Below are 23,901 nucleotides of genomic sequence, written 5' to 3' on the forward strand. Positions count from 1 at the left end.
AGCTTATCTGAACACGAGGGTTCGGCGCGGGCATGGGTTTAAAAAGGACCGAGCGAGTACGACCCTCCGATGGCAGCACGCCCACCCGGCGGCGGTTCCTCAGAGCCCGACGCGATCGAGTTCGGCATCGCCGTGCTCGATGAGCGGGTCGAGGAGGCCGGCGTCTCGTTCCCCGCGACCGACGAGGAGATCGTCGACGCGCTCGAGGACGGCGCGATTCCGTACGACGCCAAGGGCCGCACGATCCGAATCTCCGAGGCGCTAAACGAGGTGCCACAGACCCGGTTCGAGAACGAGACCGAATTTCTCGACGCGCTGTACCCGGTGTTCGACCGCAAGCGTCGGGAGGGCGGCGGCTTCCTCACCAGCCTCCGCGACGCGCTCCCGTTTTAATCGGCTACGCGGACTGGCCGATCTCGGCTTCCTCTTCGTCGTCGCCGCCGGTGTCGAGCCGTTCGATGATGTCGTTGATCAGCACGACGTCGCCGACGGCGCGTACCCACCGGTACGGGACGATGACGCCCGTGTTCCTTTCGACGCGCCCGGCGAACAGCTCGTGGTTGAGCTGCGCGAGCGCGAGTCCGGTCACCGCCTGCGCGTCTAGATCGAGGCGCACGTCCTCGATCTCGCCGACGAAAACGCCGTTGTTCGAGTACACCTCACGACCGACGAGCGACGTGATCTCCTGTGGGGCCGCGTTCATATCACATACGGTCAGGAGCGCGCCTATTAAGCGTTCGTTGTCGAACGACGCCCGTCAGACGGGCGGCTCGGCGGTCGGGGGCGATGAGGCCGGCGGCGAGGGTCGGCGAGGGCCAGCGAGGGTCGGCGAGCGTCGGAGACGACCCCGACCGCCCGTCCCGGCCGCTCACTCCCGCGGCGCGACCAGCTCCACGGGGTGCATCGGCGCGTCGCCGAGCAGCGCGTCGATCTGCTCGGTACAGGAGGTGCCGGCGGCGACGACGGTGCGGTCGGTGTCGCCGAACTGCTCGCGGATAGGCTCGCCAACGTCCATGCTCAGCTCGTAGTAGTCGTTCTTGTAGCCGAACGAGCCGGCCATCCCGCAGCACTCGGTGTCGGAGACGCGCACGTCGTAGCCGAGCGCCTCCATCACCGCGGTGGCGTGCTCGCCCACGCCGATCGTCCGCGCCTGACAGTGCGGGTGGTAGGCGACGCGCTTGCCGGCCGCCACCGGGCCGGTGCCCTCGACCGGCGCGCGCAGGGCGGCCGGGTCCCCGCCGTTCTCCAGCAGGCCGAAGACGTACTCCATCACGTCGTAGCTGGCCGCGGCGAGCCGCTCGTGGGAGGTCTCCGGGAGGAACTTCTCGTACTCGCTCCGGAACATCGCGAGGTCGCTCGGCTCGATCACGACCACGTCGCGGCCGGCGTCGACGTGAGTCGCGAGCCCGGCGTACACGTCCTCGGCGGCCGACTCCGCCGTCGCGATCATCCCCTGCGAGAGCGGCGGGCGGCCGCTCCCCGGGAGGTCCGGGACCCGCACGTGGACGCCGAGCGCCTCCAGCGCGCGCACGGCCGCCTTCCCGCGGTCGACGTCGACGTAGTTCGTCGCCGTGTCGGGGTAGAGCACGGCCTCGCGCTCGGCCTCGGCCGCCGGCACCCGGGCGCCGCCGCGGGCCGCGAACCAGTCGACGAGGGGCTCGCTCGCGAACTCGGGGAGGTCGCGGCGGCGGTCGATCCCGGCGACCCGCTCGGCGAGCGCACGGAGCGGCCCCGCGTCCGAGAGCCGGTTCGCGACCGGCGCGGTCCGGCTCCCCCACTTCGCCAGCGTCTCGTAGTTGCCGACGAGGCGGGTGGCCAGGTCGAGCCCGGCCGGCTCCTCGTCCGGGACCAGCTCCTCGAACATCCAGTCCGTCTGGCCCGGGTCGGCCTCGCCGCGGTTGATGCGGTCGCGGACGACCGTGTTGATCCACGGGATGTCGATCCCGACCGGACACGCCGGGACGCACCGCGAGCAGCCGGTACAGAGGTCGTTGAACTCGGCGGCGGTGTCGAGCCCCTCGATGCCGGCCTCCCACCCGGTCGCGATGCCGCCGGAGTAGGTCTCGCCGCCGAAGGCGTGGCCCCCGACGCTCTGGAAGTTCCCGCAGGCGTTCGAGCAGGCGGAACACCGGATGCAGTACAGCGTCTCTTTCAGCTGCTCGTCCTCGCGCATCTCCATCCGGCCGTTGTCGATGAGCACGAGGTGGAAGTCGCGGTCGTCGCCCGAGCCGTCGGCGAGGGGCTCGTCGTCGCTCTCGAAGTCCGGCACCGGCGAGTCGACGGGCGGGGTCAGCGTGGAGATGTACGAGGTCACGTCCTGCCCGGTCCCGGAGCGGCCGATGAGCTCGACGAACGGCGAGAAGTCCTCGACGGTCGGGACGAGCTTCTCGACGCCCGCGACGGCGACGTGGGTGTCCGTCGCGCTCACCGTCTTCCGGGCGTTGCCCTCGCTGGTGACGAGCAGCATGGTGCCGGAGTCGGCGGCGACGAAGTTCGCTCCCGTCATCCCCACGTCGGCGCCCTCGACCAGCTCGCCGAGCCGCTCGCGGGCGAACATCGTGAGCTCCTCGGCGGTCTCCGGCGGGTCGTCGAGGTCGAACCGCTCCGCGAACAGCTCCGAGATCCCCTCGCGGGACTTGTGGATCGCCGGCGCGACGATGTGCGAGGGCGCCTCGTCGGCGAGCTGGAGCACCCACTCGCCGAGGTCCGTCTCGATCACCTCCACGCCCTCGGCCTCAAGCGCCTCGTTCACCTCGATCTCCTCGGAGGTCATCGACTTCGACTTCACGAGGCGGTCGGCGTCGCGCTCCTCGGCGGTCAGCTCGGTGACGTACCGGTTCGCGTCCGCCGCGTCGTCGGCGACGTAGACGGTGCCGCCGTTGGCCTCGACGGACGCTTTCACCTCGTCGATCAGCTCCGGGAGCCGAGCGATCGCGTCCTCCTTGATCTCGCGGGCCTCCGCCTTCAGCTCCTCGTAGTCGTCGAGCCGCCCCGTCGACTCGTACCGTCCCCGATTGAACCCGCGGGTGTTCTCGGCGACCGCGTCGCCCTCAGTCGCCATCAGCTCGCGGATGCGGTCCCCCTTGGCCGCGTCGCTACTCATCGGCGGTCACCTCCGACGACACGGAGTCGCGTCCGCCGGCGTCGCCCTCCCGCAACAGCACCACGTGCACCTCCTTCGGTCCGTGTGCGCCGTGGACGAGCCCGCCCATATCGGCGGTCGCGCTCGGCCCGGTCGCGAACACCACGTCGACCGACTCGTCGCGCGCCTTCGGGCCGAGCCACTCGAACGCGTCGGGCATGTCCGGGACGAGATCGGCCTCGCGGAGGACGACGACGTGGCGGTCGACGAAGAGGCTCACCGGTTCCGTGCCGGCGGCGTCGGCCTCGATCGCGACGCTCCCGTACGCGGCGACCCCGAGCGACGCGTCGGTGACGCCGGTGTGGGCCGCGCGGAACTCGGCCGTGGTCGGGTCCGTCTCGATCCGGTCCGGAAGGGAGCCGGCGTCGAGCTCGACCCCGACCGCCGGGTCGCCGGCGGCCTCGTCGATCAGTTCCGCGCATTCGCTCTCGGTCCCCTCGGTCACGATCACGCCGAGGGAGTCGAGACGACGCTTGAACGTCGAGCGGTCGGCGACTGACATACGTCATTATTCAACGGGATATATATGGGTGTTCCGCCGGCTCCCGCGCGTCGGTGATTCCGGCGGCCGCCCCGTCGCTCGCCGCGGCGGGCGCTCGCGCTCCCGACCGGTTCTGGTTCCCGTCTGCTCTGCGGGGTCAGGGGATTTTTCATAGTTCGACCGTGAAGGTTTCTCATGGCAACTAACACGCCGGACCCGGACCCGCGGGACGGGGGGGACTTCGACTACACCGGGGGCGAGACCGAGCGTCCGGAGCTCGTGGCCGCGCTCGAACGCCGAGTCGACGGTGACGTGCGGTTCGACGACTACTCGAAGCGGCTCTACGCGACCGACGCCTCGGCGTACGAGGTGACGCCCATCGGCGTCGTGATGCCCGAATCGACCGCGGACGTGGCGGCGGTCCAGGAGTACTGCTTCGCCGAGGGGATCCCCGTGCTACCGCGGGGCGGCGGCACGTCGCTCGCCGGGCAGACCGTGAACGAGGCGGTCGTCCTCGATCTCACGGACTCGATGGACTCCGTGCTCTCGACCGACCCGGACGCGGCGACGGCCCGGGTCCAGGCGGGGGCGTACGTAGGCGACCTCAACGCGGCGGTCGAGCCGCACGGGCTGAAGTTCGCGCCCGACCCGGCGTGGCGCGACAAGTCCGCGGTCGGCGGCGCGATCGGTAACAACTCCACCGGCTCGCACTCGCTGAAGTACGGGAAGACGGACCACTACGTCGAGGAGGCCGAGGTCGTGCTCGCGGACGGGACGGTGACGACCTTCGGCGAGGTCGCCGTCGACGACCTCCGCGAGTCCGCCGACGTCGACGCCGACGCGCTCCTCCCGCGGATCCACGCCGAAACCGTCCGGATCCTCGACGAGGAGGCCGACGAGATCGACGAGCGCTACCCCGAGATGAAGCGGAACGTCTCCGGCTACAACCTCGATCGGCTGCTCGCCGAGCACCGCGGCGAGTACGGCGAGGCGGGCGTCGTCAACCTCGCTCGGCTCATGGCCGGCAGCGAGGGGACGCTCGCGACCGTCACCGAGGCGACGGTCTCGCTCGTCGAGATCCCCCACACGAAGGCGGTCGCGCTGCTGACGTACGACGACCTCCTCGACGCGATGGAGGACGTGGCGCCGATCTTAGCGCACGACCCCGCCGCCGTCGAGGTGATGGACGACGTCCTGCTGGGGCTCGCCGCCGACACGCCGGAGTTCGCCGACGTCGTCGGGATGCTGCCCGAGGGGACGAGCTCCGTCCTCCTCGTCGAGTTCTACGCCGAGGGCGACGCGGACGGGAAGCAGAAGGTCGCGGACCTCGTCGCCGACCGGGTGGGCGCGACCGACGACCGTCCCCGGCCCGAGACGGAGTCGAACCCGAGCGAGGGCGCCGCCGACGTGACGAGCCAGCCGCGCCGCGCGGTCCACGCGATGGAGGCGCACGACGCCGAGCAGCGCGACCGGTTCTGGAAGATGCGCAAGTCCGGGCTCCCGATCCTCCTCTCGCGGACCACCGACGAGAAGCACATCTCCTTCATCGAGGACTGCGCGATCCCGCCGGAGCACCTCCCCGAGTACACCCGCGAGTTCCAGGAGATCCTCGAGGACAACGGCACGTTCGCGACGTTCTACGCGCACGCCGGCCCCGGCGTGCTCCACATCCGGCCGCTGATCAACACGAAGGAGGTCGACGACGTCGAGGCGATGGTCGACATCGCCGACCGCGTCACCGACGCCGTGGTCCGGCTCGGCGGGTCGGTCTCCGGCGAGCACGGGGACGGGCACGCTCGGACCCAGTGGAACCGGAAGCTGTACGGCGACGAGCTCTGGGGGTCGTTCCGCGACCTCAAGACCGCGTTCGACCCCGACTGGCTGCTCAACCCCGGGAACGTCTGCGGCGACTTCGACATGAGCGAGAACCTCCGGTTCGACTCGGAGTACGACTACGACGCCGGCTTCGACCCCGCGATGGAGTGGGCCATCGACAACGGGATGCAGGGGATGGTCGAGCTCTGTCACGGCTGCGGCGGCTGTCGGGGGCCACAGGAGACGACCGGCGGGGTGATGTGTCCGACGTACCGCGCCTCGGAGGAGGAGATCCAAGCGACTCGCGGCCGAGCGAACATGCTTCGGGGCGCCATCTCGGGGGATCTGCCCGACGACCCCACCGGCGACGAGTTCGTCACGGAGGTGATGGACCTCTGCGTCGGCTGTAAGGGGTGTAAGGTGGACTGCCCGAGCGGCGTCGACATGGCGAAGCTGAAGGCCGAGGTCGAGCACGCCCACCACGAGGAGCACGGGATCGACCTGCGGACGCGACTGCTCGGCAACTTCGAGTCGCTCGCGCCGCTCGGCTCGAAGCTCGCGCCGCTCTCGAACCTCCCGGGGAAGATTCCCGGCGCCGGTCTCGTCATGGAGAAGGCCCTGGGAATCGCGAAGGAGCGCGACCTGCCGACGTTCCGCTCTGAGACGCTGACGGACTGGTTCGAGGCCCGCGGCGGCGCCGGCGTTCCCCGCGACGAGGCCGACCGCGAGGTCCTCCTGTTCCCCGACGTGTACACCACCTACACGAACCCCGGCGCCGGGAAGGCCGCGGTCCGGGTGTTGGAGGCCGCGAACTGCCACGTCGAGATCCCGGACGTCGACGGGAGCGGGCGCCCGCCGCACTCGAAGGGGATGCTCGACGAGTCGCGCGCGGCGGCGAGAGACGCCGTGGAGACGCTCGCGCCCGAGGTCAGCGACGGCCGCGACGTGGTCGTCGTGGAGCCGACCGACGCCGTGATGCTCCAGTCCGACTACCACGACCTGCTCGACGGCGACGCCAGCGACGTGCCGGACGCCGACGTGGCGACCGTCTCGGAGAACACCTACGGCGTCATGGAGTACGTCGACGCCCACCGGCTCGACGAGGCGATCGACCTCGACGCCCCCACGGAGTCGCTCACGTACCACGGCCACTGCCACCAGAAGGCGACGAAGAAGGACCACCACGCGGTCGGCGTGCTCCGCCGCGCGGGCTACGGCGTCGACCCCTTGGACTCCTCCTGTTGCGGGATGGCGGGCTCGTTCGGCTACGAGGCCGAGCACTACTCGATGAGCAAGGCGATCGGCCGGATCCTCTTCGACCAGGTCGCGGAGAGCGACGGCGACGCGGTCGTCGCCCCCGGCGCCTCGTGCCGGACGCAGCTGAAGGAGCGCGACGCCGGCGCCCCGGAGCCGCCGCACCCGGTGGAGAAGCTCGCGGCCGCGCTGGCGTAAGCGGCGCCGGCGTCGGTGGTGGTCGCGTCGACGTGGGCTACGGCGGCGTCAAGCTCGGCTGCCGCGTTGCCCTCGCCGGTGGCTACGGGGCGCCCGCGGGCGGCTCGGTCGGTCTCGACGCGCCTCACCCCGCGTTCGAGCGCACGTTCGCCGTGACGAGGGCGATCAGGTACGAGAACGCCGGGAACGTCACCGCGACCACCGCGAGAAACGCCGGATCGAGTCCGGCAGGGTCGTCGGAGAGCCACCCGGTGTACTGGAGGACGGCCAGCGTGAGGACCACGACCGCCGTGTTGAGCGCGTACTCGGGGAGCGAGGGGCTCGGGAACCGCATACACCCGGCTGGCGCCGCCGCTCACTCAACGCTTTCGACGCGGTCCCGCTCGCGCTCGCGACGTCGCCCTAGCACCCGCTTGAACCCCTTCCCGGGACCGCCTTCGATAGGCCACCCCCTCGTTCGCCACTGGGGCGGTTCGGGCGAGAACTCCGGGCAGGAGCCCGAACACTCCCGCGCGGTCGGAACCTTCTCCTTCGCGGCGCAGTGCGGGACGAGCGACCGCCCCTCGCGGCGGAGCTCGAAGTGGCGGCAGTCCGGGCGCATCGTCTCGTGGTACGAGCGCCACCCCTTCCCGTAGGCGCGCTCGGCGATCTCCACGCGGAGGGTCTCCGTCTCGGGGTCGCGACGCTCGTCGCCTGCGGGCGCGAGGTCGCTCGGGTGCCACGCCACGCTCGCCGCGTCGGCGCGGACGCCGTCGGAGAAGTCGGTCGCGAGGATCCCGGCCTCGACCGGCATCTCGCGGAGCAGCGCGGGCTCGACGCGCTCGCCCGTCGTCTCGGTCGCGAGCCACGCCTCGTCGGCGAGGGCGGTGTCGACGTCGTGGGCGAGCTGGTCGGCGAGCCGGTCGGCCGCCGAGCGGTCCAAGTCGGGCTTGTTCTCGACCGCGACGATCCGGTCGACCCAGTCCGGGTACGGCCGCTTCCGGCGGAGCTGGATCCGGTTGTTCCGCCGGCGTTTTTCGATCAGGTCGCGGCCCGCGGCGCGGTGGACCGCCCGCCGGACGTAGCGCCACGGGTAGCCGGGGTGCGGGAGCGCGTCGCGGTACCACGACCACTCCGCCGGCGCGTGGCGGACGACGTGGAGGAGGTCGGAGTCGATGGCCCGCTCGCCGAAGGCGCGCCGAACCGCGAACGCGGCGGGGTCGACCTCGATCACGACCGTGTCCCAGCGGCGCTCCTTCGTGCCGAGCTGCCGGGCGACGATCGCGGGTCGCGGGCCGCCGCTCGGGTGCCACGCCAGCTCGGCGTACCGGCAGACGAGGAGCTCGTAGCCGAATTCGGCGTCCGGAGTCACGACTTCGGTAGTGCGGCACCAGTTAAAAGCGAACCGCCCGCGTTATCGCTCTGGCGTCGGTCGCCCGCTCGGACGGGGTCGACGGCCTCGATGCGGCGGAACCGCTCAGACGTAGTCGCCGGATTCCTCGTCCTTCCGCTCGTCGAGGTAGTCGTGAGCGTCCTCGAGGATCTCGCGGGGCCCGTTCTGGGTGATCGTGTTGAGCGCCTGGTCGTAGTCGCGCCACTGCAGGTCTCGGTGCTCGTTCGAGATCTCGGCGCTCGCCTCGAACGAGCGCGCGATGAACAGGTGAACCGTCTTGTGGATGGTGTTACCGTTCGCCTCGAACACGTAGTCGTACTCCTTGCGGAAGCCGTCGATCAGCCGGAAATCCTCGATTCCGGCCTCCTCCGACACCTCCCTGATCGCCGTCTGCTGGAGCTCCTCGTCCCCCTCGACCCCGCCTTTGGGGAACTCCCAGTCCCCCGGTCGGCTCTTCAGGAGGAGGTACTCCCGTTCGCCGCGGGTGTCGCGGAAGAGGATGGCTCCGGCACTGGTCGCTTCGACCGTCATTAGCGTCAGGTAAGCAAGCACCCTTAAAGAGCGTGTCGGACTCGCGAACGCCGCGGCGGGCGTCGGAGCGGCCGATCGGGGCCGACCGCCGTCGGTCCCGGGCTCCGCGGGTAGATGCGCTTTTACCCCTCCGCCGACGATGGGCTGACGACCCCCAGCCATGACATTCGTCACGAAACTCTCCTTCGCCTCCGGCGACCGCGACGTGCTCGCCGAGACGGTGGCGGACCTCAAGTCGACGCTCGAACGCAAGGGCGCGGAGTGTAAGGGCCCGCACGCCACGCCCGCCGAGACCGTCCGCGTCCCGCTGTATAAACAGCTCCGCGCCGGCGACGAGTTCTCGCCGTGGAGCTACTCGGTGTACAAGCGCTCGATGGAGATCCACGGCGCCGACGACGTCGCCCGCGAGGTCGTCGGCCGCGACTTCCCCGACTCGATCCACGTCGAGGTCGAGGTCGACCAGAAGAAGCCGCTCGGCCACCGCCGGGACTGATTTTATACGGGCGGCGGCCTCGCGGTTCGGTCCTCGTCGGCGACCGCGACGGCCGCGGCCCGTCGGTTCCGCCACGGGATCTTTTAAGCCCGCGCGAGGCCACACACGCCCATGAGCGCGCTCGAATCCGACGCCTACCGCGAGTTCCGCCGCGACCTCCACCGCCACCCCGAGCCCGCGTGGCGCGAGTTCTACACCACCGCCCGGATCGTCGAGGAGCTCAGGCAACGAGACCTGACCGAGCTGCACGTCGGCCGCGACGCTCTCGCGACCGAAAACCGCATGAACGTCCCCGACGACGACGAGCTCGCCGCGTGGGAGCAGCGCGCCCGCGACGCCGGCGCCGACCCCGACGTCGTCGACGAGCTCTCCGGGGGGTACACCGGCTGCGTCGCCGTCGTCGAGCGCGGCGACGGTCCCGTGATCGGGCTCCGCGTCGACATCGACGCGCTGCCGATCCGCGAGTCCGAGGACGCCGACCACGCCCCCGTCACCGAGGGGTTCCGCTCGGAGCGCGAGGGGTTCATGCACGCCTGCGGCCACGACGCCCACGCGACGATGGGGCTCGGGACGCTCGACGCGGTGCTCGACTCCGACTTCGCGGGCACGCTGAAGGTGTTCTTCCAGCCCGGCGAGGAGCAGGTGGCGGGCGGGAAGCCGATGGCCGAGTCCGGCCACCTCGACGACGTCGACTACCTGTACGCGGTCCACGTCGGCCTGGATCACCCCTCCGGCGAGGTCGTCTGCGGCGTCGACGGATTCCTCGCGGTCCGGCACTTCCTCGCCGAGTTCACCGGGGCGCCGGCCCACGCCGGCGCGCGACCGGAGCAGGGACGCAACGCCGTCCAGGCGATGGCGGCGGCGGTCCAGAACCTCTACGCGATCCCCCGCCACGCCGACGGTCCGACCCGGGTGAACGCCGGGCTCGTCGGCGGCGGCACCGCGACGAACATCATCCCCGAGGAGTCGTACGTCGAGGGGGAGCTCCGGGGCGCGACGACGGAATTGGCCGCGTACATGTCCGACCACGCCGATCGGATCCTGGAGTCGGCCGCCGCGATGCACGACTGCGAGGTCGACGTGGCGACGAAGGGAGAGGCCCCGAGCGCGACCAGCGACGACGCGCTCGCCGGGATCGTCGGCGGGGTCGCCGGCGAGACCGCGGGCGTCACGAGCGTCGTCGACAGCGACGACCTCGGCGGCTCCGAGGACGCCACCTACCTGATGCAGGCGGTTCAGGAGAACGGCGGGCTCGCCTGCTACGTCGGCGTCGGCACCGACCATCCGGGCGGCCACCACACGAGCACCTTCGACGTGGTCGAGGGCGACATCGCGATCGGCATCGACGTGCTGAGCGGGGCGATCCTGCGGGTCGCCGAGACGCGTCCGTGAGGCCGACGCGGCGCGCCGACGCGTGACGGTCGCGACCGGCCGCGCTCGTCGCCGCGACCGCTGCCGCGATCGCCGAGGCGGGCGGCTCGCACCGGGTGCGATCGCTTCCTCCGGCGGTAGGTTTAGGCGCCGCGAACCCCTCGTTCGAGGCATGGAGGCCGCCCTCTGGTACGTGCTCACCGGCACCCGCGGCGGCCCGAACAGGGTCCGGATACTCACGGCGATCGACGACCGGCCGCGGAACGCGAACCAGCTGGCCGAGCACCTCGACCTGGACTACACGACGGTGCGGCACCACCTCGACGTGCTCCGCGAGCACGACGTCGTCGAGCGCACGGGCGACGGCTACGGCACGGTGTACTACCCGACCGAGGGAACCCGGCGGCACTGGGACCTCGTCGAGGAGATCGCCGACGGGCTCCCGGTATGACTGCGACGACCCCTCGCGACCGCGACGGCGCGCCCGGGGTGTGAGCGATGGAGTGGGTCGACGTCGCGCGCGTCAGCGTCGCCGTCAACGTCGCGATGCTGTCCGCGCTCACGTGGGTGTGGGCGCGGAACTACCTCGCGTTCCGCTCGAAGCACTCGATCGGCCTCGCGGCGTTCGGCGCCGTGCTGTTGGCGCAGAACGCGCTGTCGCTGTACTTCTACCTGTATCACCCCGTGTTGGCCGGGTGGTTCGCGACCGACATGCCGTCGCTCGCGTGGCGGGCGAACGTCGTCGTCCACGTGTTCCAGACGGTCGCGCTGGCGTTTCTGATGTGGGTGACGTGGGACTGAACGCGCGGCCTCGGAGGGGTACCGGCCGGTCGACCGGCCCGCTCAGTACTTCGCGTCGGCGCCGGTCGTCTCGTAGATCCGGTCCATGATCGCGTCGCGCTCGCCGGTCCAGTTCGCCATCGCCGCCGGGCTGGTCGGGTACGACTCGTAGTGCGCGAGCAGCTCGTCCGCGAGCGACTTCGTCTGGTAGAAGTTCCGTATCGTCCCCCAGTAGCCGAAGCTCTTGACGGCGGCCTTCAGCTTCAGCCCGAACGACATCGACGTGGAGCCCTCGTACAGCGCCTCCGCGAGCTTCTCGCCCGGGAGGGCGGCGAGCAGCCCCATGAGGTCGTCCACGTCGACCGCGGTCGAGAGCACGTTGTACACGTCGAGCCCGGCGTAGCGCCCGCCGAAGTGGTCCATCACGCGGGTGTTGTACCGCCAGAGGTTCTCCTCGCTGACGTCGCCGTCGGAGACCGCCTTCACGGCCTGTTCGCCGGCGTACTTGCCCGCGTACGCCGCCCCGGCGATGCCGCCGCCGGTCGTCGGGTTGACGTGGCCCGCGGCGTCGCCGACCGCCATGTACCCCGGCGCGACCGCCGAGTCGTACGGGCGGCGGGTCGGGAGCGCGGCGCCGAGCTTATCGCGGACCTCGGCGCCCTCGAACTCGGGGCGGTCCCGGAGGTCGCGCTTCAGCGCCTCGACGAGCTGCATCGGCTCCTCGTTCATCTGGAACCCCAGCCCGGCGTTGATCTCGGTGCTGGTCCGCGGGAAGTACCAGAGGTAGCCGGCGGCGCGGTCGGTCGCCTTGAAGACGAGTGCGTCGTCCCACTCGACCGGCTCCGGCACCTCGACGATCTCGCGGTACGCGGAGCAGAACTGCGAGTAGCGCACGTTGGTGTCGAACGTCGTCCCCTCGAAGTCCGCCTTGTCCTGGAGCAGCGACAGCGACCCGGCGCCGTCGATCACGAGGTCGGCCTCGTAGGTGACGGGCTCGCCCGCCCGCTTCGCGCGTAGTCCCGTGACCCGCCCGTCGACGGCCTGAACCACGTCGTTGATCACGGTGTCGTAGTGGAACTCCACGCCCGCGTCCTCGGCGCCCGCGATGATCCGGCGGCCGTACTCCCAGCGGTCGATGACCGCCAGCTCGCCGGGCACGGGGATCTCGAGGACCGTGTCCTCCTGCGGGATCTCGAACCGGCCGTGGTCGACGCCGGTGTTCGTGAACGCCGGTTCGAGCCGCTCTTTCGGGATGGCTTCCGGGAAGGCGTCGGCGCCCTTCAGGGCGTCGCCGCAGGCGATGTGGCCCGCCTCTTCCTCGTCTTTCCGCTCGACGATGACGACGTCGAGCCCCTCGTTCGCGATCGTCGCAGCGGCGTAACAGCCGGCGGTCCCGGCGCCGGCCACGACGACGTCGTACTCGTCGATGGTCATGTCACGTGGGTCGTTCCCCCGGTGGCAAAACTCTTTGTTCCCGATTCGGTCCCCTCGGAACCGACACGAGGGACGGGAGCCGACGCTCGGTGGCGGATCGCGATCGGGACCGCTCCCGGTGAGCGGCGCTCCCCCGTCCGGCCCTCGTTTTTAACGGACGTGCGCCCCTGAAGCCGGTTATGACCGGACTCGACCACGTCGACACGGACCGGCTCCGGGCGTGGCTCCCGGAGGTCCGCGAGGGGGAGACGACCGCCGCGACGATGCTCGCCGTCGCGTACGACGAGGGAATCGGGGCGGGCGAACTCGCCTCGTGGTACGGCCGGTCGACCGAGTCGGTCGAGGAGACGATCGCGGCGCTCGACTCTCCCGACCAGGTCGCCGAGATCGCACGACTCGAAGGGGTCAACGTGGACGGGGTCGACCTCCCGTTCGCGGAGCTCGAGGAGCTTTCCGTCAGCGAGGCGGCGAGCGCGATCCGCGACCGCGCCGAAAGGGAGTGACCCGCGGACCGCGACGCCGGCCTCACTCCTCCGTCTCGTAGTGCTCGCCGGCCGCCTCCGGGAGCCGCGTCCGACCGACCAAGGCGAGGACGAGGATGACCACCACGAACGGGGTGATCCGGATGAGCTGGCGGGGGATCCCGATCCCCTGGAGTTGGAGCACGGTCTGGACCGCGTCGAGCCCGGCGAACAGCATCGTCGAGAGGAACGCCCCGACCGGGTTGTAGTTCCCGAACAGGTACGCCACGATGGCGATGAACCCCTTCCCGTTGACCATCGTCGGGCCGTTGCCGGTGAACTGGCCGAGGTCGAGCGACAGCGCCGCGCCGCCCATTCCCGCGAGCACGCCCGAGATCAGCACCGCCGCGTACCGGACGCGGGTGACGCTCACGCCCGCGGTGTCGAGCGCCTTCGGGTTCTCGCCGCTCGCGCGGATCCACCGGCCGAACGCCGTCCGCTCGAAGACGTACCACGAGCCGAAGACGGCGGCGAACAGCATGTACACCGACGGCGAGGCCGAGAAGAGCGCGCCGAAGAACGGGATGTCGGCGAGCACCGGCACCGTGATCGACGGCGACGTCGCCACGGTCGGCGTGTTCGGGCTGCCGTAGATCACCTGCGAGGCGAACGGGGCGAGCCCGAGCGCGATGAGCCAGACCGCGAGCCCGGCGATGATCTGGTCCGCGCGGAACCCGATCGTCACGACGGCGAACAGCGCCGCGAGCAGCGTGCTCGCGACCACCCCGCCGGCGAAGCCGACCCAGACCCCGCCGGTGAGGTCGGCGACGTAGATGGCGCTGAACGCCGAGATGATCAGGAGCCCCTCCAGCCCGATGTTGATCACGCCCGACTTCTCGGCGAAGATCCCGCCGAGGGCGGCGAACGCGATGGGCACGGAGAGCCGCAGCGCCGCCGCGAGCGTGTTCCGGCTCGTGAGCGCGTCCGAGAGCGTCCCGGCGATCGAGTCCGGGAACAGCAGCCCGGCGATCAAAAGCGCGACGACCGCGGCGACCGTCACGCCGGCGACGAGCGCCCGCGTCGTGTAGCGGTCGAGGAAGCCCGCTCCCTCGGCCTTCCCGGCGGCGGTCCCGGAGTCGGTGCGGTCCGCGGGCGCGTCACTCATCGGCCTCACCCCCCCGGTCGCCGTCGGTGCCGCCGTCGGTCGCGACCGCCTTCGGCTTCGATCCCGCGCCCGGCAGCCCGCGGGCCAGAAGCCGGAAGAACTCCGGCATCGCCACGAACAGGATGATGAGCCCGCGGAGGACCCCCACGAGCTGTGGCGGAACGTCGGTCGCGAACTGGACGACCGTCGTCCCGCTCTTCAGCACGCCGAACAGCAGCGCGGCGATGCCGACGCCGAGCGGGTTGTTTCCGGCGAGGATCGAGACGGTGATCCCGTCGAAGCCGTAGGCGGGGATCCCCGTCTGGAACGTTCCGAGCACCATCATCACGTACATCGCGCCGGCGATGCCGCCGAGCGCGCCGGAGAGCGTCAGGCTCGCGACGACGGTGCGCTTGGCGTCGACGCCGCCGTACTCGGCCGCCTCGGGCTGGACGCCGCTCGTCCGGACGTCGTACCCGAAGGCCGTGTGCTCGAGGACGTAGTACAGCGCGCCGACGGCGAGGAGCCCGAACAGCAGCGCGACGATCGAGAAGTCCTGGCGGCCGCCGAACAGCAGGGCCGGGAACTGCGCGAACTCCGGCAGCGGCACGGTCTGGTTCGCGGCGCTGTTCGGGTCCTTGAAGATCCCGCTGACCAGATACAGCGCGACCCCGGTCGCGATGAAGTTGAGCATGATCGTCGTGATCACCTCGTTGGCGTCGGCGTACGCCTTCAGCAGGCCCGGAACCGCGCCGTAGAGTCCGCCGAACACCGCGCCGACGAGAAGCCCGAACGGGATCAACACGACGGTGCCGAGGGTCCCCGACACGAGCGACGACGCCCAGAGGACGCCGAGCGCGGTCGCCAGCGCGCCGACGACCATCTGTCCCTGCGTCCCGATGTTGAAGATCCCGGCGCGGAACGCCAGCGCGACCGAGAGCCCGGTGAACAGAAGCAGCGTCGACTCCCGGAGCGTGACCGCGAACTGCCCGTTCGGCGACCAACTGCCGCTGAACGGGTCGCCGAGCGCTCCGAGGAAGAGGCGGTCGAAGACGACGACGGGGTCGTAGCAGAACCCGGTGCCGAAGTAGTACACCGCCTCGCCGGCGGTGCACGTCGTCATCCGACCGGCCACGAGCACCAGCACCGCGCCGATGAGCACGGAGAGGACGAGCGCCGCCGTGCTGATCAGGATCCGCTCGGTCGCTGACGCGTCGACGAGCCGAGAGAGCGCGTCCCGCGCGCGGTCGGCGGCGCTCACGCGCGCTCACCGTCCGCGGCGTCCGTGAGCTCCGTCGGCGCGTCCGACTCCGTCTCCCCCGCGTCTCCGCCCTCCGACGCCGCCGGTCCCCCTCCGCCCCCGCCGTCGTCTCCCGGCCGCTCGCCGGCCATCAGCAGACCGAGCTCCTCCTCGGTCGTCTCGTCGGGGTCGACCACGTCGACGAACTCGCCCTCGTAGGCGACGGCCAGCCGGTCCGAGAGCCCCTGTACCTCCTCCAGCTTCGAGGAGACGAGGAGGATCGCCACGCCCTGGCGACGGAGCTCCAGCAGCCGCTCGTGGATGAACTCGATCGATCCGACGTCGACCCCTCGGGTCGGGTGGGAGGCGACGACGAGCTCGGGGTCGCGCTCGAACTCCCGGCCGACGATGAACTTCTGCTGGTTGCCGCCGGAGAGCGACTCCGCCTCGGCGTCGGCGTCCGGCGGTCGGACGTCGTACTCGTCGATGATCGCCTCCGCGTGCCCCCGCGTCTTCGGCCAGTCGATCCGACCGTTGGAGGCGAGCTCGCGGCCGTGCTGGCTCCCCAACAGTCCGTTCTCGACCAGGTCGAACTCCATCACGAGGCCGCGGTCCTGCCGGTCCTCGGGGATGTACGCCATGCCGGCCTCAATTCGCTGCCGCCGCGAGGCGGTCGTGACGTCCTCGCCGCGGAACCGGATCTCGCCCGCGTCGGGGGTCCGAAGGCCGGTCACCGACTCGACGAGCTCTGACTGCCCGTTGCCGTCCACGCCGGCGATCCCGAACACCTCGCCGGCTCGGACCTCGAACGAGACGCCGTCGACCGCGCGAACCCCGCGCTCGTCCTCGACGACGACGTCCGAGGCCGAGGCGACGACCTCGCCCGTCTCCGCGGTCCCGTGGTCGACGTCCAAGAGGACCTCGCGACCGACCATCAGCTCCGCGAGCTCCTCCTGGCTGGTCGCGTCCGCGTCGACGGTCCCGACCTTCCGTCCGTCTCGGAGGACGGATATCTCGTCGGCCGCGCGCATCGCCTCGCCGAGCTTGTGGGTGATGAAGATGATCGTCTTGCCCTGTGAGGTGAGTTCGGTGAGCACGTCGAACAGCTCGTCGACCTCTTGGGGGGTCAACACGGCGGTCGGCTCGTCGAGGATCAGCGTGTCGGCGCCGCGGTACAGCGCCTTCAGGATCTCGACGCGCTGCTGCTCGCCGACGGAAACGTCCTCGATCCGCGCGTCGGGATCGATGTCGAACCCGTAGCGGTCGGCGAGGTCGACGACGGCCTCGCGCGATCCCGCCCGGTCGACGGCGAGCCCGCCCCACTTCCGCGGCTCGTTGCCGAGCGTGATGTTCTCGGTGACGGTCATCGGGTCGACGAGCATGAAGTGCTGGTGGATCATCCCGATCCCGGCGTCGATCGCGTCCCGCGGCGAGCCGAACTCGCGCGGCTCGCCGTCGAGCCGTACCTCCCCCGACGTCGGTTCGTAGAGGCCGTAAAGAACGTTCATCAGCGTCGTCTTGCCGGCCCCGTTCTCGCCGAGGAGGGCGTGGACGGTGCCGCGCTCGACTTCGAGGTCGACGTCGTCGTTCGCCACGACCCCGGGAAACCGCTTCGTGATCCCGTCGAGGTGGACGGCTGTGGCCATTGGTCTAGTACCCTCTGGTTTGAGGGCGGGTGAATATGTTTGGATATGCTCCGGTCCGGGCGGTACACCGGACCGGAGTACCTGTCCCGAGCGCTACATCTCGGCGGGAACGTCGACGTCGCGCCGCGTTAGACCTCCGATGGGACGTCGATGTCGCCGGCGATGATGTCCTCGCGCGCGGTCGCGACCTCGTCCTGGACGTCGCTGGGGATCTCGGAGCCGAGCTGGTCGCCGTAGACGAGCGCGACGCCCTCGTTGTCGAGGCCCAGCGCGACGTTCGAGCCCCCCGGGAACTCCTCGTCGACGGTCGCGTCGATCGCGTTGTAGACGGCCGTGTCGACGCGCTTGACCATGCTCCCGAGGATGACGTCGGCGTAGTCGGGGCGCGTGACCGACTGGTCGCGGTCGACGCCGATGGCGAACTTCTCCTGCTCCTGCGCGGCCTGGAAGACGCCGGTTCCGGTGTTACCCGCGGCGTGGTAGACGATGTCGGCGCCGCTGTTGTACATCGCGGTCGCCGCCTCGCGACCCGCCGCGGGGTCGTTGAAGCTCCCGGTGTAGTTGACGCTGACGTCGACGTCGTCGCTGCCGGCGGCGACGCCCGCCTCGAAGCCGGCCTGGAACTTCCGGATCAGGTCGGACTCGACGCCGCCGACGAAGCCGACGTTCGTGGAGTCGCCCGCAGTCGAGCCCGCGCCCGCCGAGAAGTCGCGGGTGGTGAGCAGGCTCGCCATGAGGCCCCCGAGGTACGATCCCTCGTGTTCCTTGAACGTGTAGCTCGCGACGTTGTCCGCGTCGACGACCGAGTCGACGATCATGAAGTCCTGGTCCGGGTACGACTCGGACGTGTCTGACAGCGAGTCGGCCTGGAGGAAGCCGATACAGCACACCAGGTCGTAGTCCGGATCGGTCGACTCCGCGAACTGCTGCTGGAACGTGCTGAACTGCGACACCTCGTCGGGCTGGGCCTCCCGGAACGAGATGTCGAGCTCATCTTCCGCCTGTATCGCTCCCTGTTGGGCCTGGTCGTTGAACGACCCGTCGCCGAGGCCGCCGGTCGCGTACACCATCCCGACGTTCGCCGCCGGGCCGCTCCCGCCGTCCTCGCCGTCGGACCCGTCCTCCGAGTCGTTGCCGTCCATCCCGTCGGAGCCGTCGGACCCGTCAGAACCGTCGTCGGAGCCGTCCGAGCCGTCGTCGCTCGGGCCGCCGCTGCAGCCCGCCAGGCCGATGAGGCCCGCTGCGCTTGCCGCCTTGACGAACCGCCGCCGATCGAGGTCGGATACCATGTCAGGTACAAGGGAGTGGGAACACGGCATAAATTCGTCGCTCTCGGCGCCCGAGAGCGGCCGTTCTCGGAGAAGGACGGAGGCCACGTCGCCGATTCGGTCGATCCGCCCCGCGTTTCAGCACCCCCCGGACGTGTCCGTGGCGGCCGGCGGGTTACGCGTTCTCGACCGCGGCCACCGCCTCGGCGACGACGCGCTCGACGTCGGCGATCAGGTCGGCGACGTCGTCGCTCTCGGCGTACACCCTGACGTACGGCTCCGTGCCCGAGGGACGGACGAGCGTCCACGACGCGTCCGGGAACTCCAGGCGCACCCCGTGGTCGGTGTCCACGGTCGCGCCGGGGAACGCCTCCGGGAGCGCCGTCTCCAGCCGCTCCATCGCGCCGGTCTTGGCGTCGTCCGGGCAGTCGACGCTGGCCTTGCGGTACGGGCGCTCCGTGATCGGCTCGCGCAGGCCGTCGAGCCCCTCGTCGGCGACGAGTCGAGCGATCACGGCCGCCGAGGCGACGCCGTCGATCCACTCGCCGAGGCCGACGTGGATGTGCTTCCACGGCTCCGCGGCGAAGACGACGCGGGTGTCGGTTCCAACTTCTCCGGCGGCGCCCGCCTCTCCGACCGCGCCCGCCTCTCCGAGGGCGCCCGCCTCGGTCGCGTCCGCCCGGACCGCGGCGATGCCCTCGTGGAGCGCGCCCAGGCGCACTCGCTCGACGCGCCCGCCCGCCTCGCGGACGCGCTCGTCGATCCGCCCCGAGGCGTTCGGCGTCGTGACGACCACGGGGTCGGCGGCGTCGCTCTCTCGCGTGTACCGCTCCGCGAGCATCGCGAGGACGGTGTCCTCGTGGACGACCTCGCCGTCGGCGTCGACGATGACGATCCGGTCTGCGTCGCCGTCGTGCCCGATCCCGAAGGCGAACCCCTCCGGGTCGTCGTTCCCGTCGCCCTCGCCGCCCTCGGCGTCGTCGTCGCTCACAGTCCGGCGGCCCGGGTCAGCGACGCCCTCGTTGGCGTCGGCCACGAACGCCCGGAGGTCGCGGAGCGTCTCCGGGGTCGGCTTGCTCCCACGGCCGGGGAAGTGGCCGTCGACGTTCCCGTTGAGCGTGACGACCTCGGCGCCCATCTCGCGGAGCGCGGTCGGCGTCGCCGGCGCGGCCATCCCGTTCCCGCAGTCCACCGCGACCCGGAGCCCGTCGAGCGGGGCGCCGAACCGCTCCGCGTACGCGCGGACGTCGGCGAGGTACCCGTCGAGCGGGTCGACGCGCTCCGCCTCGGTCCACGCGTCCCACGCCGCCGGCGGCGCCTCGCCCGCCACGCGCTCCTCGACGGCGCGCTCGGCCTCGCGGTCGAACTCGCTGCCGTCGCGGAACAGCTTGATCCCGTTGTCGGTCGGCGGGTTGTGCGAGGCGGTGAGCATGACTCCGTACCGCCCCCGCGAGGCGTGCGCGAGCGCCGGCGTCGGGAGCCGCCCCGCGCGCACAACGCGGACGCCGCCCGACGCGAGCCCCGACTCCATCGCCGCCGCGAGCGCGGGCCCGGTCACGCGACCGTCGCGGGCGAGCGCGATTTCGGCGGGGCGCGAGTCGTCCGCCGTCGACCCGTCTCCGTCGGTCTCAGCGTCCTGCCGTATCTCCGCCGCGACGGCGCGTCCCACCGCGAGCGCGAGCTCGGGGGTGACCCGCTCCGTCGCGCTTCCGCGGATCCCCGCGGTTCCGAACAGGTCCATACCCGCGGTGTCGGCGGCCGTTCGTTAGAAGTCGTCGGTTGCGGGCCGTCGACCGCGGCCGCAACGCCTCGGGCGTCGGGCGTCGCGTTTAAGACCGCGGCGGGCCCACGCTCGGCGTATGTCCGACCGCAGGCGAGCGCACGTGTACGTCTCGGGACGCGTGCAGGGCGTCTACTACCGTGCGACGACCCGCGACACCGCCCGCGAGAAGGGGGTCGACGGCTGGGTGCGCAACCTCGACGACGGGCGCGTCGAGGCCGTCTTCGAGGGACCGGAGGACGCGGTCCGGGAGACGGTCGCGTGGTGCGAGACGGGGAGTAAGGCGGCCGACGTCGACGACGTCGACGCGACGTACGAGGAGCCGGAGGGGCTGGACGGGTTCGAGGTGCGGTGGTGACCGACGAACGGTGACGGTTGGCTGCGCGAAGACCGCTCGTCGCGCGAGGACCGCTCGCCGCGCTAGGGCGTGACCCGATCGCCGGGACGGTCGCGGACGCCCAGCTCCTCCAGCGCGCGCAACACCACGATCGCTTCGACGACGTCGCGCTCCTCGGTGTAGGGGTCGTCGACCGCGTCGAGCGTCGCCTCGGCCTCGGCCGCCAGCCGTGACTCCAGCTCGGTCTGATCGGTTTCGCCTTTCACCGCCGACAGCAGGGCCTCGTGGTCCTCGCGGAGGTCGAGCGAGACGTGCGCCGCGTTGCACCGCGAGAGCGGGTGGGCGTCCATCTCGATGGCGAGGTCGCTCACGAGCTCCCAGTCGTCGGCGCAGAAGCGGAGCGTCACCGTCTCGACCACGTCGCGCCACGAGATGGGGCCGCCGTTCTCCATCAGCGTGAGCGCCCGCGGCGGCACCGCGATCCGGGTGTGGGTGTCGTCGCGACCGCAGAGGCAACAGGGGGTGTTTTTCAGTCCGGCGTACACGCGGATCCGTACGGACCGAGGGGACGTGTGCGTTTCGCCGGCGGGAGCCGGTGGCCGGCGACGCGGTTTATAAGAAGGGCGAACGCCGGCACTGACGGTTATAAAAATGAGCAGTGCGGCGGCGCGTGCCTGTGAGCGGCCCCTCGGGCCGCGAACCGCGCGCGCGAGGGAGCCCGCGGCCGCCATTGGCGGCCGCGGCGAGGCTGGGGAGGCGCGAGGCTGCAGTCGAGGTGCGGTCGGGTGGGACTCAAAGGGGCAGTCGCCGGCGGCTCCGCCGCCGGCTCCAGAGGCGCGAGCCCTCGCGGTTGGGGCTTTGGGGGGTGTTCACCCTCGATCCATCAGCAACCGCTTATAAACAAACGGCAGTGAAACCGAGTTTCACTTATAAGCGATCGCCGACCGCGTCACCGGATTCTACCCGCTACATTCGGCGAGCCACTCGTGGGCCCAGTCGTCGATCTCCTCGAAGACGGGCGCGAGCGACTCCCCCTTCGGCGTGAGGCTGTAGTACGTCGCCACCGGCGACTCCTCTTCGAGCCGGCGGTCGACGAAACCGGTCTCCTGGAGGTCGTCGAGCACGCGCGAGAGGGTCCGTGCGTTCGCGTCCGTCTCGCGCTTGAGCTCGTTGAACCGCGACTCGCCGTTCAACAGCTCGTGGAGGACGACGAGCCGCCAGCGCGAGCCGATCTGTTCGAGCGAGTCGACGACGGGGCACGGGGTGTCCGGGGCGGACGCGTCGCCCGTCTCGGCCTGCGTCTCTGTCGTTTCCGCCAGATCGGAGCCGGCGAGGTCCTGCGATGACATCGGTGTTACCTACTTACACTATTGTCCGGGAAGCGATAAATAGGTTACGTCCGTATACGTAGTTACACGATGTTAGCTGAATTCACGACGCTACCGCTACAGATCGACGCCCCGCTCGCGGGCGAACTGTTCCTTATCGGCCGGATCCTGTTCGGCGCGACGCTCGCGTTCATGGGCCTGAACCACTTCATGGACGTCGACACCATGGCCGGTTACGCCGAGTTCAAGGGGCTCCCGGCGCCCCGCTTCTCGGTGGTCGCCTCCGGGCTCGTGCTCGTGCTCGGCGGGCTCGGAATCGTCGTCGGCGTCTTCCCCGTGCTCGCGGCCGGCGCGCTCGCCGCCTTCCTGCTCGTCTCGGCCGTGACGATGCACGACTTCTGGTCGGTCGACGACCCGGAGGAGAAGCAGAACGAGATGACGGGCTTCCTCAAGAACGTCTACGGCGCCGGCGCCGCGGTCGCGCTGCTCGCCGTCGGCGGCACCGCGTGGCCCTACGCGCTGGGGATCGGCCTGTTCTGAACGGCCCGGACCGCGCCGAACTGAACGCGACCGCGCCGTACTGAACGCGGCCGCGCCGAGCCGACCGTCCCGTCTTCTGACCGCGGTTCCGAGCCGCCAGTACCACTAACTGACTCCGCGACCACTCGATTACACGATCATGACCGACGCCCCGCCCACCACCGGACTGCACCACGTGACGAACATCTGCACCGACATGGACGAGACGGTCGCGTTCTACGAGGACGCGCTCGGCTGGCACACGGTCAAGCGGACCCAGAACTACGACGACCCGGGGACGCCCCACTACTACTTCTCGTCCACGCCGGCGGGGGAGCCGGGGACCAACGTCACCTACTTCGAGTACCCGAACTCGCAGGGCGCGCCCGGCCCGGGCGCGAGCCACCACTTCGCGTTCGGCGTCGCGGACGAGGAGACGCTCCGCGAGTGGCAGGCGCACCTCCGCGAACAGGAGGTGCGCGTCTCCGAGGTGAAAGACCGCACCTACTTCAAGAGCATCTACTTCAGCGACCCCGACGGGCTCGTCTTCGAGCTGGCGACGGAGGGGCCGGGGTTCACCCGCGACGAGGAGGAGCCCGGCAGCGAGGAGATCGACCCGTTCGCCGAGGGGTACGAGAGCTGAATGGCGGACGAGCGCTTCGCTGACGACCGCCCCGACGACGACCCGGTGACCGAGGCGACCGGGGCCTCTCACCGCAGCGGCGAGCCGGACGCCTTCGGGTCGCCGTACCGCCTGCTCTCAACCGCGGTGACGCCGCGCCCGATCGCGTGGGTCTCCTCGCGGGGCCCGGCCGGCGAGAACCTCGCGCCGTACAGCTTCTTCAACACCGTCGCGATCGACCCGCCGGTCGTCGCGTTCTCGCCGGTGGCGACCGCGGCCGACCCGAAGGACACGCTCGCGAACGCCCTGGAGACGGAGGCGTTCGTCGTCAACGTCGTCACCGAGGACGTCGTCGAGGCGATGAACGCGTCGAGCGCGACGCTCGAGGCGGGGGAGAGCGAGTTCGATCACGTCGGGATCGACCGCGCGCCGTCGGCGCGCGTCGACGCGCCCCGGGTGGCCGCGGCGGCCGTGAGCCTGGAGTGCCGGCTGTACGACGCCGTCGAGATCGGCACCTCGACGCTGGTGCTCGGCGAGGTCGTGTACGCCCACGTCGCCGAGGCGGCGCTTACCGACGGGGCGATCGACGTGGACCGGCTCGACACGGTCGGCCGGCTCGCCGGCGGCTGGTACGCGAGCACCGACGACCGGTACGAGCTGGAGCGGCCGCCGTAGCGCGGCGCCG

General features: G+C 70.9%; 25 protein-coding genes. 11 read left to right on the plus strand and 14 right to left on the minus strand.

What is annotated here, in order from left to right; genetic code table 11:
- The first annotated feature begins 69 nt into the window (after positions 1-69).
- Positions 70-393 (plus strand): hypothetical protein, encoded by a 324-nt coding sequence (locus DJ81_RS12445; RefSeq protein ID WP_094525584.1) that lies wholly within the window; start codon positions 70-72, stop codon positions 391-393.
- Positions 394-397: 4 nt separating this feature from the next.
- Here DJ81_RS12445 and DJ81_RS12450 read toward each other — a convergent pair whose 3' ends face one another.
- The 3 genes from DJ81_RS12450 to DJ81_RS12460 all read right to left on the minus strand — a co-directional run bounded on the left by DJ81_RS12450 (position 398) and on the right by DJ81_RS12460 (position 3,644).
- On the minus strand, positions 398-703 hold the full coding sequence (locus tag DJ81_RS12450) for a PRC-barrel domain-containing protein (protein ID WP_094525585.1): 306 nt from the start codon (positions 701-703) through the stop codon (positions 398-400).
- Positions 704-868: 165 nt separating this feature from the next.
- Positions 869-3,103 carry an LUD domain-containing protein gene (locus tag DJ81_RS12455; protein ID WP_094589962.1) on the minus strand — a complete coding sequence of 745 codons (2,235 nt, stop codon included), beginning with the start codon at positions 3,101-3,103 and terminating at the stop codon, positions 869-871.
- The gene (locus DJ81_RS12460) at positions 3,096-3,644 is read right to left on the minus strand and encodes an LUD domain-containing protein (RefSeq protein WP_094558464.1); all 549 of its coding nucleotides are present in this window, start codon (positions 3,642-3,644) and stop codon (positions 3,096-3,098) included. Before DJ81_RS12460 ends, DJ81_RS12455 begins: the two co-directional genes overlap by 8 nt.
- 174 nt (positions 3,645-3,818) lie before the next feature.
- On the opposite strand from DJ81_RS12460, the gene DJ81_RS12465 reads away from it, so the two are divergent.
- Positions 3,819-6,890, plus strand: coding sequence for an FAD-binding and (Fe-S)-binding domain-containing protein (locus DJ81_RS12465; protein WP_094558465.1), 3,072 nt, complete (start codon positions 3,819-3,821; stop codon positions 6,888-6,890).
- Positions 6,891-7,014: 124 nt separating this feature from the next.
- Here the strand turns inward: DJ81_RS12465 and DJ81_RS12470 are convergent, their stop codons facing one another.
- The 3 genes from DJ81_RS12470 to DJ81_RS12480 form a co-directional block, all read right to left on the minus strand.
- Positions 7,015-7,224, minus strand: a complete 210-nt coding sequence (locus DJ81_RS12470; protein ID WP_094525592.1) for a hypothetical protein — start codon at positions 7,222-7,224, stop codon at positions 7,015-7,017.
- Positions 7,225-7,245: 21 nt separating this feature from the next.
- Positions 7,246-8,241, minus strand: a complete 996-nt coding sequence (locus DJ81_RS12475) for a DUF5787 family protein (protein WP_094589964.1) — start codon at positions 8,239-8,241, stop codon at positions 7,246-7,248.
- 105 nt (positions 8,242-8,346) lie between these two features.
- The gene (locus DJ81_RS12480) at positions 8,347-8,793 is read right to left on the minus strand and encodes a bis(5'-nucleosyl)-tetraphosphatase (protein ID WP_094526139.1); all 447 of its coding nucleotides are present in this window, start codon (positions 8,791-8,793) and stop codon (positions 8,347-8,349) included.
- Between the two features lie 160 nt (positions 8,794-8,953).
- Here DJ81_RS12480 and DJ81_RS12485 point away from each other — a divergent pair, with 160 nt between their 5' ends.
- The 4 genes from DJ81_RS12485 (at position 8,954) to DJ81_RS12500 (ending at position 11,458) form a co-directional block, all read left to right on the plus strand.
- Positions 8,954-9,286: an uS10/mL48 family ribosomal protein gene (locus tag DJ81_RS12485; RefSeq protein ID WP_094525597.1), complete on the plus strand. Its 333-nt coding sequence runs from the start codon at positions 8,954-8,956 to the stop codon at positions 9,284-9,286.
- Positions 9,287-9,397: 111 nt separating this feature from the next.
- On the plus strand, positions 9,398-10,678 hold the full coding sequence (locus DJ81_RS12490) for an amidohydrolase (protein WP_094525599.1): 1,281 nt from the start codon (positions 9,398-9,400) through the stop codon (positions 10,676-10,678).
- A 151-nt stretch (positions 10,679-10,829) separates the two neighbouring features.
- Positions 10,830-11,108, plus strand: a complete 279-nt coding sequence (locus DJ81_RS12495) for a winged helix-turn-helix domain-containing protein (protein ID WP_094525601.1) — start codon at positions 10,830-10,832, stop codon at positions 11,106-11,108.
- Between the two features lie 47 nt (positions 11,109-11,155).
- Positions 11,156-11,458, plus strand: coding sequence for a hypothetical protein (locus DJ81_RS12500; RefSeq protein ID WP_094525603.1), 303 nt, complete (start codon positions 11,156-11,158; stop codon positions 11,456-11,458).
- Between the two features lie 42 nt (positions 11,459-11,500).
- Here DJ81_RS12500 and DJ81_RS12505 read toward each other — a convergent pair whose 3' ends face one another.
- Positions 11,501-12,871 (minus strand): geranylgeranyl reductase family protein, encoded by a 1,371-nt coding sequence (locus tag DJ81_RS12505; RefSeq protein ID WP_094525605.1) that lies wholly within the window; start codon positions 12,869-12,871, stop codon positions 11,501-11,503.
- 179 nt (positions 12,872-13,050) lie between these two features.
- Between DJ81_RS12505 and DJ81_RS12510 the strand changes: the two genes are divergently transcribed.
- Entirely contained in the window at positions 13,051-13,374 is a 324-nt protein-coding gene (locus DJ81_RS12510; RefSeq protein WP_094589966.1) for a hypothetical protein, read from the plus strand.
- A gap of 22 nt (positions 13,375-13,396) precedes the next feature.
- Here the strand turns inward: DJ81_RS12510 and DJ81_RS12515 are convergent, their stop codons facing one another.
- The 5 genes from DJ81_RS12515 to DJ81_RS12535 form a co-directional block, all read right to left on the minus strand.
- Positions 13,397-14,497: an ABC transporter permease gene (locus DJ81_RS12515; RefSeq protein WP_094526141.1), complete on the minus strand. Its 1,101-nt coding sequence runs from the start codon at positions 14,495-14,497 to the stop codon at positions 13,397-13,399.
- Positions 14,490-15,737 carry an ABC transporter permease gene (locus DJ81_RS12520; protein ID WP_094525610.1) on the minus strand — a complete coding sequence of 416 codons (1,248 nt, stop codon included), beginning with the start codon at positions 15,735-15,737 and terminating at the stop codon, positions 14,490-14,492. The genes DJ81_RS12515 and DJ81_RS12520 overlap by 8 nt, the downstream gene beginning before the upstream one ends.
- Positions 15,734-17,362: an ABC transporter ATP-binding protein gene (locus DJ81_RS12525; RefSeq protein WP_094526143.1), complete on the minus strand. Its 1,629-nt coding sequence runs from the start codon at positions 17,360-17,362 to the stop codon at positions 15,734-15,736. Before DJ81_RS12525 ends, DJ81_RS12520 begins: the two co-directional genes overlap by 4 nt.
- A 128-nt stretch (positions 17,363-17,490) precedes the next feature.
- Positions 17,491-18,651 (minus strand): BMP family protein, encoded by a 1,161-nt coding sequence (locus tag DJ81_RS12530; protein ID WP_094589968.1) that lies wholly within the window; start codon positions 18,649-18,651, stop codon positions 17,491-17,493.
- Between the two features lie 154 nt (positions 18,652-18,805).
- Positions 18,806-20,371, minus strand: a complete 1,566-nt coding sequence (locus tag DJ81_RS12535; protein WP_094589970.1) for a phosphomannomutase — start codon at positions 20,369-20,371, stop codon at positions 18,806-18,808.
- A gap of 118 nt (positions 20,372-20,489) precedes the next feature.
- Between DJ81_RS12535 and DJ81_RS12540 the strand changes: the two genes are divergently transcribed.
- The gene (locus DJ81_RS12540) at positions 20,490-20,768 is read left to right on the plus strand and encodes an acylphosphatase (RefSeq protein WP_094524712.1); all 279 of its coding nucleotides are present in this window, start codon (positions 20,490-20,492) and stop codon (positions 20,766-20,768) included.
- Positions 20,769-20,830: 62 nt separating this feature from the next.
- Here DJ81_RS12540 and DJ81_RS12545 read toward each other — a convergent pair whose 3' ends face one another.
- Together DJ81_RS12545 and DJ81_RS12550 are read right to left on the minus strand one after the other, a co-directional pair.
- Positions 20,831-21,292 carry a hypothetical protein gene (locus DJ81_RS12545; RefSeq protein WP_094526146.1) on the minus strand — a complete coding sequence of 154 codons (462 nt, stop codon included), beginning with the start codon at positions 21,290-21,292 and terminating at the stop codon, positions 20,831-20,833.
- Between the two features lie 414 nt (positions 21,293-21,706).
- Positions 21,707-22,096 carry a helix-turn-helix domain-containing protein gene (locus DJ81_RS12550; protein ID WP_094589972.1) on the minus strand — a complete coding sequence of 130 codons (390 nt, stop codon included), beginning with the start codon at positions 22,094-22,096 and terminating at the stop codon, positions 21,707-21,709.
- 69 nt (positions 22,097-22,165) lie between these two features.
- Here DJ81_RS12550 and DJ81_RS12555 point away from each other — a divergent pair, with 69 nt between their 5' ends.
- The 3 genes from DJ81_RS12555 (at position 22,166) to DJ81_RS12565 (ending at position 23,891) form a co-directional block, all read left to right on the plus strand.
- Positions 22,166-22,615 carry a DoxX family membrane protein gene (locus tag DJ81_RS12555; RefSeq protein WP_094524709.1) on the plus strand — a complete coding sequence of 150 codons (450 nt, stop codon included), beginning with the start codon at positions 22,166-22,168 and terminating at the stop codon, positions 22,613-22,615.
- A 139-nt stretch (positions 22,616-22,754) separates the two neighbouring features.
- Positions 22,755-23,237: a VOC family protein gene (locus tag DJ81_RS12560; protein WP_094524708.1), complete on the plus strand. Its 483-nt coding sequence runs from the start codon at positions 22,755-22,757 to the stop codon at positions 23,235-23,237.
- Positions 23,238-23,891, plus strand: a complete 654-nt coding sequence (locus tag DJ81_RS12565) for a flavin reductase family protein (protein ID WP_094589974.1) — start codon at positions 23,238-23,240, stop codon at positions 23,889-23,891.
- Positions 23,892-23,901: the final 10 nt, after the last annotated feature.

This window comes from Halorubrum sp. Hd13 (assembly GCF_002252755.1).
GTDB lineage: Archaea > Halobacteriota > Halobacteria > Halobacteriales > Haloferacaceae > Halorubrum.

What these genes read in the sequence shown, in the direction of transcription:
- DJ81_RS12445 (WP_094525584.1), top strand. Translation starts at nt 70, where the DNA reads ATGGCAGCACGCCCACCCGGCGGCGGTTCCTCAGAGCCCGACGCGATC.
- DJ81_RS12450 (WP_094525585.1), bottom strand. Translation starts at nt 703, where the DNA reads ATGAACGCGGCCCCACAGGAGATCACGTCGCTCGTCGGTCGTGAGGTG.
- DJ81_RS12455 (WP_094589962.1), bottom strand. Translation starts at nt 3,103, where the DNA reads ATGAGTAGCGACGCGGCCAAGGGGGACCGCATCCGCGAGCTGATGGCG.
- DJ81_RS12460 (WP_094558464.1), bottom strand. Translation starts at nt 3,644, where the DNA reads ATGTCAGTCGCCGACCGCTCGACGTTCAAGCGTCGTCTCGACTCCCTC.
- DJ81_RS12465 (WP_094558465.1), top strand. Translation starts at nt 3,819, where the DNA reads ATGGCAACTAACACGCCGGACCCGGACCCGCGGGACGGGGGGGACTTC.
- DJ81_RS12470 (WP_094525592.1), bottom strand. Translation starts at nt 7,224, where the DNA reads ATGCGGTTCCCGAGCCCCTCGCTCCCCGAGTACGCGCTCAACACGGCG.
- DJ81_RS12480 (WP_094526139.1), bottom strand. Translation starts at nt 8,793, where the DNA reads ATGACGGTCGAAGCGACCAGTGCCGGAGCCATCCTCTTCCGCGACACC.
- DJ81_RS12485 (WP_094525597.1), top strand. Translation starts at nt 8,954, where the DNA reads ATGACATTCGTCACGAAACTCTCCTTCGCCTCCGGCGACCGCGACGTG.
- DJ81_RS12490 (WP_094525599.1), top strand. Translation starts at nt 9,398, where the DNA reads ATGAGCGCGCTCGAATCCGACGCCTACCGCGAGTTCCGCCGCGACCTC.
- DJ81_RS12495 (WP_094525601.1), top strand. Translation starts at nt 10,830, where the DNA reads ATGGAGGCCGCCCTCTGGTACGTGCTCACCGGCACCCGCGGCGGCCCG.
- DJ81_RS12500 (WP_094525603.1), top strand. Translation starts at nt 11,156, where the DNA reads ATGGAGTGGGTCGACGTCGCGCGCGTCAGCGTCGCCGTCAACGTCGCG.
- DJ81_RS12505 (WP_094525605.1), bottom strand. Translation starts at nt 12,871, where the DNA reads ATGACCATCGACGAGTACGACGTCGTCGTGGCCGGCGCCGGGACCGCC.
- DJ81_RS12510 (WP_094589966.1), top strand. Translation starts at nt 13,051, where the DNA reads ATGACCGGACTCGACCACGTCGACACGGACCGGCTCCGGGCGTGGCTC.
- DJ81_RS12515 (WP_094526141.1), bottom strand. Translation starts at nt 14,497, where the DNA reads ATGAGTGACGCGCCCGCGGACCGCACCGACTCCGGGACCGCCGCCGGG.
- DJ81_RS12525 (WP_094526143.1), bottom strand. Translation starts at nt 17,362, where the DNA reads ATGGCCACAGCCGTCCACCTCGACGGGATCACGAAGCGGTTTCCCGGG.
- DJ81_RS12530 (WP_094589968.1), bottom strand. Translation starts at nt 18,651, where the DNA reads ATGGTATCCGACCTCGATCGGCGGCGGTTCGTCAAGGCGGCAAGCGCA.
- DJ81_RS12535 (WP_094589970.1), bottom strand. Translation starts at nt 20,371, where the DNA reads ATGGACCTGTTCGGAACCGCGGGGATCCGCGGAAGCGCGACGGAGCGG.
- DJ81_RS12540 (WP_094524712.1), top strand. Translation starts at nt 20,490, where the DNA reads ATGTCCGACCGCAGGCGAGCGCACGTGTACGTCTCGGGACGCGTGCAG.
- DJ81_RS12550 (WP_094589972.1), bottom strand. Translation starts at nt 22,096, where the DNA reads ATGTCATCGCAGGACCTCGCCGGCTCCGATCTGGCGGAAACGACAGAG.
- DJ81_RS12555 (WP_094524709.1), top strand. Translation starts at nt 22,166, where the DNA reads ATGTTAGCTGAATTCACGACGCTACCGCTACAGATCGACGCCCCGCTC.
- DJ81_RS12560 (WP_094524708.1), top strand. Translation starts at nt 22,755, where the DNA reads ATGACCGACGCCCCGCCCACCACCGGACTGCACCACGTGACGAACATC.
- DJ81_RS12565 (WP_094589974.1), top strand. Translation starts at nt 23,238, where the DNA reads ATGGCGGACGAGCGCTTCGCTGACGACCGCCCCGACGACGACCCGGTG.